Genomic DNA, 13,285 nt, shown 5'->3' on the forward strand with positions numbered 1-13,285 from the left:
GTATGCCGCGAAAAGAACGAATCCAACCGTCCAGCGCGGTACCACAACAGGGAAAGGGGTAACAATGAGGCCAGCGCACCAGCCGATCCGCATCGTGATTCTGGACGACCATGCCGTCGTCCAGCACGGGATCGCCAGTTACCTGACGGAAAAGACCGGCATTGAAGTGGCGGCAAGCTTCGCGAAGTCGCGCGATCTGATCCGCTGGCTCGAAGCGAATCATGCGGATGTCGTGCTGCTCGACTACACGCTCGGCCCCGGTGAGATCGACGGCCTCAATCTCGTCAAGCTCGTCAATACCCGCTTCCCGGATTGCCGGATCCTGATGACGTCGAGCAGCGATACGCCCGCGACCGTCAACATGACGATGCGTGCAGGCGCGCTCGGTTTTTTCGGCAAGAGCGAGAATCTCGGCGAACTCGCGAATGCGATCCGTGTCGTGGCAAGTGGCCGCTCCTATATCAGTGCCGAACTCGCGGACCGGATCATGTCGGGCGCGACGACCGATCCGCGCGTGGCCGAGCCAAAGCCGGCGAGCGATGAAGATACGCCGTCGTCCGATTCCGGCTCGTCCATGAATTTGCGGCTCAGCCCGCGCGAGCACGAAGTGCTGCGCTGCTTTCTTGCCGGCATGTCCGTGTCGGGTATCGCATCGAAGTTCTCCCGAAGTCCCAAGACGATCAGCGCGCAAAAACAATCGGCGTTTCGCAAGCTTGGTATCCGCAGCGATGCCGAGCTGTTCGCGTCCCGTAAGCTGATCGAGGAAAGCTGAACCGCGTTTATTCGTCGGCGTCAGCGTATGTTGATGCTCCCGACGTGACGCATGACATACGAGTCGCACTCCATCTCGACACGGGTATTGATCTTTATCCGGTTCGACGGGCTTCAAGATGCAACCTGAGCGCACCGTACGACGAATGCCGCTAACATGGTGTGGTGCTGCGCTTTGCGAACCGGCCATGCCGGCTCGTCACACGCACACGCAGCGGCGGTGCGGCCGACCGCCGCTCCATCGAGGAAGCGCGGCGGGACCACCGATCATGACCTTGCCCGCACCGCTTCGCTCCCGGCATCAACAACAACCGAACCGGAGTGCATCACAGCATGCCTTTCTACAAAACCCTCATCGCAGCAACCGTCCTCGCATCGAGCGTCAGCGCACACGCGCAGATCGCCGGCGCACAGCCGCTCAGCGTGACCGTCGAACAATCGCAGGCGCTGCTCGAAGGCTGGAGCGTGAAGAAGAGCGTGCTCGGCAAGGCCGTCTACAACGACCAGAACCAGAAGGTCGGCACCGTGCGCGACCTGATCGTCGCGCCGGACGGCTCGGTGTCGGCGGCGATCGTGTCGGCCGGCGGTTTCCTCGGTGTGGCCGCACATGACGTCGCGGTGCCGATCGCGTCGCTCGATGTGCGCAACGGCAACATCTACCTGCCGGGCGCGACGAAGGATGCGCTGAAGGCAACGCCCGCGTTCCAGTACGCGAAGGTGCCGTCGCCGCCGAAGCCGAAGAAGCTCGACGACAAGCACTGATCGCCGATGCATGGCAACCCGGCGCGCCGCGCCGGGTCTGACGAACCGCGGGCCGTCGATGGCCCCGCGAGTTTGCGCGAACGTCGAAGGCCCGGCGCCGCATCATGGCGCCGAACGCATTGCCTCGACGATCGATGACGATTCCGCTGCGCATCGCGCGCCTGGCGGCGATCAGGTCTCCGACCGTTCCTCGTCCACCCACACCGCGCTGAACCCGAACTCGACCGGCCCGCTCAGGAACACGCTGCCCGCGCCGTCCCATTGAACGGTGACGTCGCCGCCGTCGCATTCGACCCGCACCGTCGCGTCGAGCAGCCCGCGCCGGATGCCGTTGACCACCGCGCCGCACGAACACGATCCCGAACCGAGCGGCACGCCGCCGCCGCGTTCCCAGATGCGCAGGCGGATATGCGTGCGGCTGACGACCCGCACGAAATGCACGTTGGTTTTCAGCGGAAACAGCGGATGCGTTTCGAGCGCCGGGCCGAGCGCCTCGACGTCGATCGTATCGGGATCGTCGACGAAGAACGTGCAGTGCGGATTGCCCATGCTGCACGCGGCCGGTGCGCCCGGCAGCGGGAGGGCGAGTGTGTCGGCTTCTTCCGCGATGGGCACATCCTGCCAATCGACCCGCGGTGCGCCCATCTCGACCGTGATCAGCCCGTGCGCATCGTGCGAACAGAGCAGGCGTCCGCGATTCGTGCGCAGCACGACCGATGCCGCACCGGTTTCCTGCATCAGCTTCCATGCGACGCCGCGCGTCGCGCTGCCGCACGTATCGAGCGTCGAGCCGTCGGGGTTCCAGAATGCGACGCGGGCCGCTGCATCGTCGCAGTCCGACAGCACCGCGAGCTGGTTGAAGCCGATGCCGTTATGCCGGTCACCCATGCGCCGCACGAGGTCGCGGTTGATCGTGAGCGCTTGCTCCGGATCCTGGCCGCGCAGGTCGACGATGACGAAGTCGTCGCCATTCGCGTTCATCTTCTGAAATCGGATCGGCATGGCGGTTCCGGAGTCGATGCAGGCGAACACTGTACGTGGCTTGCCGGAGCCGATCAATCGACGTGATTCGGCGCGGATGCGCCGCTTGGGGCTCACCCCGATTCCGAAGCGAACCGTAAGGCATGTAATATAAATGAAAGATTCGTTTCGGATCTGTCCGCAGTCGGCTATCCCGTGCGTTCGCGTAGCGGATCCGACCCCCGCCACGCGTCACCCGGTTCTCAACAGAAACGCCTTATGGAACAACTCGTCGATTCGATCAACGGTGTCATCTGGAGCCCCGCGCTCATCTTTCTCTGTCTGGCCGCGGGGCTGTACTTCTCGCTGCGCACGCGCTTCGCGCAGGTTCGCCACTTCATCGAGATGCTGCGCCTGATGCGTGGCAGCAAGGCATCGGCGGAGGGCGTGTCGTCGTTCCAGGCACTGGCGCTGTCGCTGTCGGGGCGCGTCGGCACGGGCAACATCGCGGGTGTCGCGACGGCCATCACGTTCGGCGGTCCCGGCGCGATGTTCTGGATGTGGCTGGTCGCGTTCCTCGGCGCAAGCACCGCGTTCGTCGAATCGACGCTGTCGCAGATCTACAAGGTACGGCGCGAAGGCCAGTATCGCGGCGGTCCCGCGTATTACATCGAGAAGGGGCTCGGCATCCGCTGGTACGCGGTGGCGTTCGCGATCGCCACCGTGCTCGCGTGCGGGCTGCTGCTGCCCGGCGTGCAGGCGAACGGGATCTCGTCCGCGATCGAGAATTCGTTCGGCATCGCAAAGCCCGTCACCGGTGCGGTGCTCGTGCTGCTGCTCGGGCTCATCATCTTCGGCGGCGTGAAGCGGATCGCGCGCGTTGCGGAAATCGTCGTGCCGTTCATGGCGCTCGGCTACATCCTGATCGCATGCGTGGTGATCGCGCTCGACATCGAACGGCTGCCGGGCGTCGTCGCGCTGGTGTTCGAGAGCGCGTTCGGCTTCCAGGCCGGCTTCGGCGCGGTGCTCGGCATGGCGATCCAGTGGGGCGTGAAGCGCGGCGTCTATTCGAACGAGGCGGGGCAGGGCACGGGCCCGCACGCGTCGGCGGCCGCCGAAGTGAAGCACCCGGCGCAGCAGGGGCTCGTGCAGGCGTTCTCGGTCTACGTCGATACGCTGTTCGTGTGTTCGGCGACGGGCTTCATGATCCTCATCACGGGCGCCTACAACGTGGTCGCACCGAACGGCCGCGCGCTGTTCTCGGGCGCGGCCGGCATCGAGGCGGGCCCCGGTTATACGCAGATGGCAGTCGAATCGGTGCTGCCCGGCTTCGGCGCGGCATTCGTCGCGATGGCGCTGTTCTTCTTCGCGTTCACGACCATCCTCGCGTACTACTACATCGCGGAGACCAACGTCGCGTACCTGAGCCGCGCGCGCAGCAGCGCCGCCGGCACGTTCGTGCTGCGCGCGGTGATCCTGCTCGCGACGCTGTACGGCGCGGTGAAGAGCGCAAGCGTCGTGTGGGCGCTCGGCGACATCGGCGTCGGGTTGATGGCGTGGCTGAACATCGTCGCGATCCTGCTGCTGCAGAAGCCGGCGCTCAAGGCGTTGCGCGACTACGAGGCGCAGAAGCGCGCGGGGCGCGAGCCGTCGTTCGATCCGGCCGCGCTCGGGATCGCGAACGCGACGTTCTGGGAGAAGCGGGAGGCGGGGCAGGACGCGCGCGATGGTCGGGCGGCGATCGTCGAGGCGTCGGAACGGCAGTCGTAGGTCCGCATAGCGCGGACACGGGCCAACCGCCGGGGGCGGTTGTGCACGTTGCGATATCGATTCATGCGAAACGGCCGGCACATCTGTTGCCGGCCGTTTCTCATTTCGCCGGGCTGCCAAGCCGGGGCGTTTCTTTTCCGTTCCGTACGAACGACGAAACCGGGCCTACGCAATATCGGCGTGTCTGAAAACAGCGCGCTCGATTCATTGCTTTTTTCCGATAACGAGATACGATAAAACGCCATCGATATTGATCCGATCGGATTGCGGGGCTGGCGGGGCGCCTCTCGTCTATTTGAAAGCGAGCGGAAATGATTGGGCCGGTTCGTGGAAAACCGTGCGGCGCGGACAACAATTCAATAATTGAAAAACAAGACCTCATGCTATCAAGACACTTCGAAGATCTCTCCGAGGGCGTATGGGACCGGCTGGCCGATTCGCTCGCGCTGAACATTTCACAAGGCGAAGAAACCATTACGGACAATCTTCTCCTGGATCTCGCGCGGCTCAAACATCCCGGTCTGTCGATGATCAAGACGCCCAAAAACCTCGAATCGGACAAAGGCACCGATTGGGAGTGGTGGATCGGCAATGATAATGACGGTTGGCTCAGATATGCGGTCCAGGCCAAGAAGCTGAATCTCCACGAGCTTCGATACGACACGCTTCGTCACGTCATCCCCGGAAAGCCGGCGGAATTCGATGTATCCGGGAATCTTGTGTCCGCCGCGGTGGCGCCCGCGCTTCAGCACGACGTGCTCAGAGACTACGCAACGGGAAACGGTGCCATTCCGCTGTATGCGTTTTACAACCACGCCATGTATCCGGATTACCAGGATTACTGGCAATGCCCGAATCCGCTTCGGTACAAACTGCTCGGAATATCGGTCACGCCGCTGTCGGTGGTCCAGCACGCGCTGGCGACGCGCGGCGAGCGTTCATTCGAGCGAATGCATGAAAAGCCGCAGACCATTCCGATCAGATGCTTGCTCGAATGCCCGAGGATAGCCGCGATATATCGTGGCGACGCAGGCGCGTCATTCGAGAAGTTCGGTGTTGAGGCACACGTTTACGGACGAGAGGACCTGCCGGTGCTCGACTTCGATGCGATAGCGCCGGACATGCCGCGCGATTACGCGCTCGGTGCGTTTCCTGCCCATGTGTATAACCACGACATCGCGATCTATCCGAAGCGAATCATGTTTGTGAATACGCGGCGATTCGACGATCAGCACATTGGGCGCAAATGATGGAGCTACGTAATTCTACGTAGCCCCGCGTACGTAGTTATCCGCTTGTAAGCCGCCCCCGTCGCACGGAATACTACGGCCCATCGCCTTGGCCTCCGCGAGACCGGGGCGCGACGCATCGACGTCACGCGTGTGCGGCCACTTCGCCGCATGCCAACTAAAACACATTGGAGACCAGGAGACGCTATGAATCGGGCTTCCAGCACCTTGCTCTGGATCGCGGTCGCGCTGCTCGGCGCGTTCTCGTTCGGAACGATCGCACTCGCGCACGGCGAGCGCGTCAGTGCCCTCTGGATCGTGATCGCCGCAGTCTGCGTGTATCTGATCGCGTATCGCTTCTACAGCCGTTTCATCGCCAGCAAGGTGATGCAGCTCGACGGGCTGCGGATGACGCCGGCGGTCAAGTACAACGACGGCCTCGACTACGTGCCGACCAACAAGTACGTGCTGTTCGGCCATCACTTTGCCGCGATCGCTGGCGCGGGGCCGCTCGTCGGGCCCGTGCTCGCCGCGCAGATGGGCTACACGCCCGGCATGCTGTGGATCCTGGCCGGCGTCGTGTTCGCCGGCGCGGTGCAGGACTTCATCGTGCTGTTCATCTCGACGCGCCGCGACGGCCGCTCGCTCGGCGACCTCGTCAAGATGGAGCTCGGCACGGTGCCCGGCGTGATCGCGCTGTTCGGCGCGTTCCTGATCATGGTGATCATCCTCGCGGTGCTCGCGCTGATCGTCGTGAAGGCGCTGACCAATTCGCCGTGGGGCACGTTCACCGTCGCCGCGACGATTCCGATCGCGCTGTTCATGGGCGTCTATACGCGCTACATCCGTCCGGGCCGCATCGGCGAAGTGTCGGTCATCGGCTTCTTCGGGCTGATGGCGGCGATCGCGTTCGGCCAGAACGTGGCCGCGTCGCCGACGCTCGCCGCATGGTTCACGTTCAGCGGCACGCAACTCACGTGGATCCTGATCGGCTATGGCTTCGTCGCCTCGGTGCTGCCGGTGTGGCTGCTGCTCGCGCCGCGCGACTACCTGTCGACGTTCCTGAAGATCGGCACGATCCTCGGCCTCGCGATCGGCATCCTGGTCGTCGCGCCGGAACTGAAGATGCCCGCGCTGACGAAGTTCGTCGACGGCACGGGCCCGGTGTGGGCCGGCAACCTGTTCCCGTTCCTGTTCATCACGATCGCATGCGGCGCGGTGTCGGGCTTCCACGCGCTGATCTCGTCGGGTACGACGCCGAAGCTGATCGACAACGAAACCAACGCACGCTTCATCGGTTACGGCGCGATGCTGATGGAATCGTTCGTCGCGATCATGGCGCTGGTCGCCGCGTGCGTGATCGAACCGGGCATCTACTTCGCGATGAATGCGCCGGCCGCCGTGCTCGGCTCGACGCCGGAAGCCGTCGCGAACACCGTCACGCAATGGGGCTTCGTGCTGACGCCGGACATGCTGACGCAGACCGCGAAGGCCGTCGGCGAAACGACGATCATTGCGCGCGCGGGCGGCGCGCCGACGCTGGCCGTCGGCATGGCGCACATCCTGCACCAGGTGATCGGCGGCGAAGCGATGATGGCGTTCTGGTATCACTTCGCGATCCTGTTCGAGGCGCTGTTCATCCTGACGGCGGTCGACGCCGGCACGCGCGCAGGCCGCTTCATGCTGCAGGATCTGCTCGGCACGTTCCACCCGGCGCTCAAGCGCACCGAGTCGCTGCCCGCGAACCTGGTCGCCACCGGGCTGTGCGTGGCCGCATGGGGCTACTTCCTGTATCAGGGCGTGGTCGATCCGCTCGGCGGCATCAACACGCTGTGGCCGCTGTTCGGCATCTCGAACCAGATGCTCGCCGCGATCGCGCTGGTGCTCGGCACCGTCGTGCTGTTCAAGATGAAGCGCGAGCGTTATGCATGGGTGACGATGGTGCCGACGGCGTGGCTGCTGATCTGCACGCTGACGGCCGGCTGGCAGAAGATTTTCGACGCGAACCCGAAGGTCAGCTTCCTCGCGCACGCCGCGAAGCTGCAGGCCGCGGTGGACGAGGGCAAGGTGCTTGCGCCGGCGAAGTCGATCGCGCAGATGAAGCGGATCATCTTCAACGACTACATCGATGCGGCGCTGGCCGGGCTGTTCATCTTCGTCGTCGTGAGCATCGCGGTGTACGGCGTGATCGCCGTGCTGCGCGCGCGTCGCGAGTCGAAGCCGACCGTGCGCGAGACGCCGTACGAAGCGATGCCGGCCGCGCAGGCGCTCGGCAGCGGACGTTAAGGGGAGGCCGCGATGTTCAGCGATCTTGGCGGCGACCTGCGCAGCGCGGGGCGTTACCTCGGGCAGGCGTTGCGGCTGATGGTCGGCCTGCCCGACTACGATACCTACGTCGCGCACATGCGCGCGACCCATCCGGACCGCGAGCCGATGACGTACGAGGAATTTTTCCGCGAGCGTCAGAATGCGCGGTACGGGTCGGGGGCCGGAAAGTGTTGCTGAACCGGGCCGGTGAAACGGTTCGGTGATCGACAAGGAAGCGCCGCGATGGATTTCGCGGCGCTTTTTCTTTGGGGGCGGGCGGCGCGCATCGTCGCGCCGTTTGCCGGCGCGCAGCACGGCACATTCCGGCCGCCGGTATCATAAGGGTTCATTTTTCCCGATGGACCCGCAGGAGAACACGTCGTGCATGTCGGTGAGCGTTTCAACAGCATTTCCCATCTCGTCGGCGCGGTGCTGTCGGTGGCAGGCCTCGTGGCGCTCGTGACGATGGGCGCGCTCGAAGGCGATCCGTACAAGGTGGTGAGCTTCAGCGTGTACGGCGCGATGCTGATCCTGCTCTATGCGATCTCGACGCTGTATCACAGCGTGCGCAATCCGCGCCTGAAAGCGATCCTGCAGAAATGCGACCATTCGGCGATCTACCTGCTGATCGCCGGCAGCTACACGCCGTTCACGCTGGTCACGTTGCGCGGCCCGTGGGGCTGGTCGCTGTTCGGCGTGAGCTGGGGGCTGGCCGCGCTGGGCATTGTGCAGGAACTGACGCTCGGGCGGCGCACGCGCCTGCTGTCGATGATCCTGTACGTGCTGATGGGCTGGCTGGCGCTCGTCGCGGTGCGCCCGCTGATCCATGCGTTGCCGCCGGTGGGCACCGCGTGGCTCGTCGCCGGCGGCGTCATCTACAGCGCGGGGATCTACTTCTTCATCAACGACGAACGCATCCGCCACGGGCACGGCATCTGGCACCTTTTCGTGCTGGCCGGCAGCCTGTGCCAGTTCGTCAGCGTCGCGATGTATGTCGCGTGAGCGGAACGCGGCGTTGACTTCGTGACGCGGTTCAACGGGCGCGTCTGCCGAAGCATCGGCTAACGGCGCGCGGCGGTCCGCAGGCGCACGGCCGGTTCGCCGGTTGCCGGCGTCGCCCGCGCCGTGATCCACCATATTGCCGCGGCGAGTGCCGACAATCCGGTCGCCATGGCCAGCGTCGCCCGCATCGCGGCCGGAAACGGCTGCAGCGTCGCGATGCACGCGCCGAAGATCGCCACACCGAGCGCCGACCCGCTCTGCCGCGCCGCGTTCAGCGCGGCCGCCGCAATGCCGGCGCGGCGCCGGTCGACGGTCCCGAGCGCCGGCGACGTCGCGGCCGGCGAGATGAATCCCGATGCGAAGCCGATCGCGAGCATCGGCGCGACGGCGAGCCACGCAGGCGTGGTCGCACCCACGCCCGTCATGCCGAGCGCGCCGGCCGCATAGAGCCCGAACGCCGCGCACATCGTGCCGCGTGCGCCGAAGCGCGCCACGAGCCGGCCCGAGCACAGCCCGCCGAGCGCGACCATCGCGGTCATCGGCAGGAACGCGAGCCCCGTGTCGAGCGGGCTCGCGCCGCGAATCTGCCGATAGAACAGGCTGAGCACGAACAGCAAGCCGTAGAACACGAACGCCGACACCATCGACACGAACGTCGACCCCGCGAACAGCCGGTTGCGGAAGAACGCGAGCGGCAGCATCGGCTCGCGGCGCCGCGCTTCGATCGCGATGAACGCGATCCACGCAGCGAGGCTCGTCACGGCGCCGCCGACGATCGGCGCCGAGCGCCAGCCGAGCGACGGGCCTTCGATCAGCGTGCCGATCAGCGCCGCGATCGCGACGATGCCCGCCGTCTGGCCGCTCCAGTCGAAATGCCGCGATGCGTCGACGGCGGCGCGCGTGATCGTGCGGCCGAGCCAGATGCCGGCGAGCCCGAGCGGCAGGTTCACGAAGAAGATGCTGCGCCACCCGAACAGATGGATCAGCAGGCCGCCGATCAGCGGGCCCGACGCCATCGCGATGCCGCCGCAGCCCATCCAGATGCTGATCGCCGACGTACGCGCGGCCGGTTCGGGGAACGCGCGGTTGATCAGCGCGAGCGAGCAGGGCACCAGCATCGCGCTGCCGACGCCTTGCAACGCGCGGGCGATCGCGAGCGCCGGGAGGGTTGGCGCGACGCCGCACAGTACCGACGCGGCGACGAACACGGTCAGCCCCGCGACATAGACGGTGCGGTCGCCGAGCCGGTCGCCGAGCGTGCCGCCCGTCATCAGCAGGCTGGCGAACGCGAGCGTGTATGCGTTCACGATCCACTGCAGGCCGGCCACGCGGCTGCCGAACGTGTGCGCGATGTCGGTGAGCCCGACGTTGACGATGGACGCGTCGAGCAGCACGAGCGTGTAGCTCACGCAGGTCGCGGCGAGCACGCGACGGGCCACGGCCCGGTTCGGCACGGCGGCCGTCATGCGCGGTCGGGCGCCGGCGTGGCGGCCTGCAGAGCGAGGAAGCCGACCCATCCCCAATACACGCGATGATGAACGATCAGCCCGTCGCGGAGATCCATCACCTCGACGAGATCGACCTGGTCGCCTTCCGGCGTTTCGCGCGGATATTCCCACGTGAGCTGGCGGCCATTCGAGAAGAACAATCCGGTCCGGTACCAGCGTCCGAGCTTGTTGCCCGGATTGCGCAGGCCGGCCGCGAAGAACTCGCCGATCGCGGCCTTGCCGCGCAGCACGCCGGAGCCGTGCGCGGGCAGCGCGACGACGACAAGCGGCGTTTCGAGCACCGCGTCGTCGGCATACAGCGACATCAGCGCATCGAGGTCGCGTGCGACGACGGCGGCGTGCCAGTCTTCATGGATGCGCCGGGCATCGGCGTCGGCGTGTGTCATGGTGGGTTCCCTGCAGCGTCGATAACGGAACCCACTGTATGGGCGCGGCGCCGCGAGACGTTTCACGTCAGCCCGAAACGTGGATGTCGATGCGCGGCGCGCGTACCGCTCAAGCCGCGTGCAGGTCGCGGTACCGCGCGAGGGTCAGTGCCTCGGCATCGTGCGAAAGCTGGGTCGCGGCGGCATCGGCGGCCTCCCGCGCCGATTCGGTCACGCGCGCGAACATCCGTTGCTCGAAGGCGGCGACCGCCGCGTCGCGGTCGGCATCGGCGATGAGGCCGGCCGCGAGTTCAACCGCGTCGCGCATCGCGTTGTTCACGCCTTCGCCGCCGAACGGCGACATCACGTGCGCGGCGTCGCCGATCAGCGTGACGCCGCGGCGATGCGCCCAGCAGTGACCGACCGGCAGCGCGAAGATCGGCCGCTCGGCGAAGCGGTCGCCGCTGGCGCGGAACAGGTCGTGGATGGTGTCGGCGAAGCCGTCGAATTCGGCGATCAGCGCGGCGCGCATCGCATCGGGTGCCGCGAAGTCGAAACGCCGCGCGACCCAGTCGAGCGGTACGCGAAAGATCGCATATCCGCGCACGTGCGCGTGTCCGTTGCGTTGCGCGATGATCGCCTTGCCGTTGCCGTGCACGCCGATCTTGCCGCGGCCGACGAGCCGCGACAGCGCGGGATGTTGCCGATCGATGTCGTCGATGCCGAATTCGATGAACGTGAGGCCGCTGTACTGCGGCTGATACGGCGACAGCAGCGGACGGATGCGCGACCACGCGCCGTCGGCGCCGACCACGAGATCGAACGGGCCTTCCGTCCCGTGCTCGAACGCCAGCATTGCCCGCCCGCCGGGCAGCATGCCGACGTCGCGCACCGTGCGGCCCCAGCGCACGCAGTCCGGCGGCAATGCGTCGAGCAGCAGCGCGCGCAACGCGGTCCGGTCGACCTCGGGCCGGTTGCCGCCCGCGCCGTCGTCGTCGAACAGCACACAGCCCGAGCGATCGAGCAGGCGCGAGCCCTGATCCTCGTAGCGCGCGACGGCCAGGAACGCGTCGGCCAGGCCGGCCTGCTCGAGCGCCAGCAGGCCCGACTCCTCGTGCAGGTCCAGCGTGCCGCCCTGCGGGCGCTCGAGCGGGTGCGCGTCGCGTTCGTACACGATCGCGTCGATTCCGCCGAGCGTCAGCAGGCGGGCGAGCGTCAGGCCGCCGGGCCCGCCGCCGACGATGGCAACACGAAAGCGCGTATTCATGGTTCGCTCACGATCTGATAACATAGGTGCCTATATAAAAACATAGCCTCCTATGGAATGTCAACATGAGCGACGCTGACACGAAGACGAATCCGTTGCCGCTGGTCGGCATCACTTACCGGCTGTTCACGCGCGTGGTCGACCGGCCGCTGCGCGACCTGGGCTTCGCGGTGAGCCAGTTGCCGGTGCTGGTGTCGTTGAAGAAGGCGGGCGCGCTGTCGCAGACGGAGCTCGCGCGGCGCGCGCAGGTCGAGCAGCCGAGCATGGCGCAGTTGCTGAACCGGATGGAGCGCGATGGTCTCGTGCTGCGGGTGCCCGACCCGGACGACCGGCGCAGCCGGCTGATTTCGCTGACCGATTCGGCGTCGAAGGGGCTCGCCAGCGGGCGGGCCGTGATGGAAGGTGCGAGCGAGCAGGCGCTCGCGGGGTTGAGCGACGCGGAGCGCGATCAGCTTGCGGCGTTGCTCGGACGCGTGAATGCGAATCTCGAACGGATGGTCGGCAACGCGCGCGCGAACGACATCGACTGATCGCGGGCGGCGGTTGCATCGCCGTCGCCGAAAGCCGCTTTGCTCCGGCGCTTATCCGGCCAGCGCGTCGAGATTCAACGCATACGACTTCCCGATCCATACCGCGCAGTCGCGATGGTCGCCCAGATCGTCGCCGGTATTCGGATGCAGGAAGATGTCGAGCGCGCCGTGGTTCAGCACGAGCCACGGCACGATCTCGTCGAATCGCGCGGCGTCGAACGCGATCTGGTACGACCATGCCGGATGCGGGCCGACGGGGCGTTCGTGAAAGCGGCCGAGCTCGATGACCGCGCCGAACCGTTCGTCGACGACCTGGCGAAACGCCCAGGCCGCGTCGCGGCTGGCCGCATCGAAATAAACGTGCGCGTGCCAACTGTCGATGGCGGTGGTGTCGAGGGCAGCCATGGAAGGACTCGATAAAAAAGGGGAATGCATGAGGCGCCGTTCGAAACGGCCGATGCGTGATTATCGCGCGTCCTTGCCGCGCGCGTCGTGTCGCAATCCGGCAATCCGAAACGAATGATTTGTCCTGTATCAGAAGAACGATTTATCCGATGTAACCGTACCCGTGATATCCGCATGCGCGATATCACGCCGGAAGCCGCGCCGGCAGGTGCGCTGGCCGGCATGGCACAGGCAACACGTCATTTCGGAAATTGAAAAAGCGGTGTGCGCGCCGCTTCGGATCGCCGGAAAAAATGCGATCAGGGCGTTGAATGAAATAAAGAAATTCCAGTTCGGCGGGATTGGCGAATCACGCGGCTCGCGTACCGAATGACGCACCCGAAATTATCAATTGCAGAATCGGCTATTC

14 protein-coding genes are annotated in these 13,285 nt (G+C 65.8%); 8 read left to right on the forward strand and 6 right to left on the reverse strand.

Features of this window, described 5'->3' with window-relative positions; translation table 11 throughout:
* Positions 1-64: 64 nt before the first annotated feature.
* Together cblR and H3H55_RS17635 are read left to right on the forward strand one after the other, a co-directional pair.
* The gene (cblR, locus tag H3H55_RS17630) at positions 65-772 is read left to right on the forward strand and encodes a cable pilus system response regulator transcription factor CblR (protein ID WP_193099577.1); all 708 of its coding nucleotides are present in this window, start codon (positions 65-67) and stop codon (positions 770-772) included.
* Between the two features lie 332 nt (positions 773-1,104).
* Positions 1,105-1,533 carry a PRC-barrel domain-containing protein gene (locus tag H3H55_RS17635; protein WP_193099578.1) on the forward strand — a complete coding sequence of 143 codons (429 nt, stop codon included), beginning with the start codon at positions 1,105-1,107 and terminating at the stop codon, positions 1,531-1,533.
* Between the two features lie 171 nt (positions 1,534-1,704).
* On the opposite strand, the gene dapF is transcribed toward H3H55_RS17635, so the two are convergent.
* Positions 1,705-2,535 (reverse strand): diaminopimelate epimerase, encoded by an 831-nt coding sequence (dapF, locus tag H3H55_RS17640; RefSeq protein ID WP_193099579.1) that lies wholly within the window; start codon positions 2,533-2,535, stop codon positions 1,705-1,707.
* A 237-nt stretch (positions 2,536-2,772) separates the two neighbouring features.
* Here dapF and H3H55_RS17645 point away from each other — a divergent pair, with 237 nt between their 5' ends.
* From H3H55_RS17645 to trhA, 5 genes are all read left to right on the forward strand, one after another.
* Complete coding sequence (locus H3H55_RS17645) at positions 2,773-4,263, forward strand: alanine/glycine:cation symporter family protein (RefSeq protein WP_193099580.1); 1,491 nt, start codon at positions 2,773-2,775, stop codon at positions 4,261-4,263.
* Between the two features lie 380 nt (positions 4,264-4,643).
* Entirely contained in the window at positions 4,644-5,513 is an 870-nt protein-coding gene (locus H3H55_RS17650; protein ID WP_193099581.1) for a DUF6615 family protein, read from the forward strand.
* Positions 5,514-5,699: 186 nt separating this feature from the next.
* A complete protein-coding gene (locus H3H55_RS17655) occupies positions 5,700-7,778 on the forward strand; it encodes a carbon starvation CstA family protein (RefSeq protein ID WP_048246132.1) in 2,079 nt (692 codons plus the stop codon).
* 12 nt (positions 7,779-7,790) lie between these two features.
* Positions 7,791-7,997, forward strand: coding sequence for a YbdD/YjiX family protein (locus H3H55_RS17660; RefSeq protein ID WP_048246131.1), 207 nt, complete (start codon positions 7,791-7,793; stop codon positions 7,995-7,997).
* Between the two features lie 183 nt (positions 7,998-8,180).
* Positions 8,181-8,801: a PAQR family membrane homeostasis protein TrhA gene (trhA, locus tag H3H55_RS17665; protein ID WP_129516025.1), complete on the forward strand. Its 621-nt coding sequence runs from the start codon at positions 8,181-8,183 to the stop codon at positions 8,799-8,801.
* Between the two features lie 59 nt (positions 8,802-8,860).
* On the opposite strand, the gene H3H55_RS17670 is transcribed toward trhA, so the two are convergent.
* From H3H55_RS17670 to H3H55_RS17680, 3 genes are all read right to left on the reverse strand, one after another.
* Positions 8,861-10,267 carry an MFS transporter gene (locus tag H3H55_RS17670; RefSeq protein ID WP_193099582.1) on the reverse strand — a complete coding sequence of 469 codons (1,407 nt, stop codon included), beginning with the start codon at positions 10,265-10,267 and terminating at the stop codon, positions 8,861-8,863.
* Positions 10,264-10,695, reverse strand: a complete 432-nt coding sequence (locus tag H3H55_RS17675; RefSeq protein WP_193099583.1) for a nuclear transport factor 2 family protein — start codon at positions 10,693-10,695, stop codon at positions 10,264-10,266. The genes H3H55_RS17670 and H3H55_RS17675 overlap by 4 nt, the downstream gene beginning before the upstream one ends.
* Positions 10,696-10,804: 109 nt before the next feature.
* Complete coding sequence (locus H3H55_RS17680) at positions 10,805-11,941, reverse strand: FAD-dependent oxidoreductase (RefSeq protein ID WP_193099584.1); 1,137 nt, start codon at positions 11,939-11,941, stop codon at positions 10,805-10,807.
* A gap of 65 nt (positions 11,942-12,006) precedes the next feature.
* Between H3H55_RS17680 and H3H55_RS17685 the strand changes: the two genes are divergently transcribed.
* Positions 12,007-12,471 carry a MarR family winged helix-turn-helix transcriptional regulator gene (locus H3H55_RS17685; RefSeq protein WP_129516021.1) on the forward strand — a complete coding sequence of 155 codons (465 nt, stop codon included), beginning with the start codon at positions 12,007-12,009 and terminating at the stop codon, positions 12,469-12,471.
* 51 nt (positions 12,472-12,522) lie between these two features.
* On the opposite strand, the gene H3H55_RS17690 is transcribed toward H3H55_RS17685, so the two are convergent.
* Entirely contained in the window at positions 12,523-12,876 is a 354-nt protein-coding gene (locus tag H3H55_RS17690) for a DOPA 4,5-dioxygenase family protein (RefSeq protein ID WP_193099585.1), read from the reverse strand.
* Between the two features lie 129 nt (positions 12,877-13,005).
* Positions 13,006-13,254, reverse strand: coding sequence for a hypothetical protein (locus H3H55_RS17695; RefSeq protein WP_193099586.1), 249 nt, complete (start codon positions 13,252-13,254; stop codon positions 13,006-13,008).
* Positions 13,255-13,285 lie beyond the last annotated feature (31 nt).

This window comes from Burkholderia sp. Z1 (assembly GCF_014893795.1).
In the GTDB taxonomy this organism is placed as follows: domain Bacteria; phylum Pseudomonadota; class Gammaproteobacteria; order Burkholderiales; family Burkholderiaceae; genus Burkholderia; species Burkholderia theae.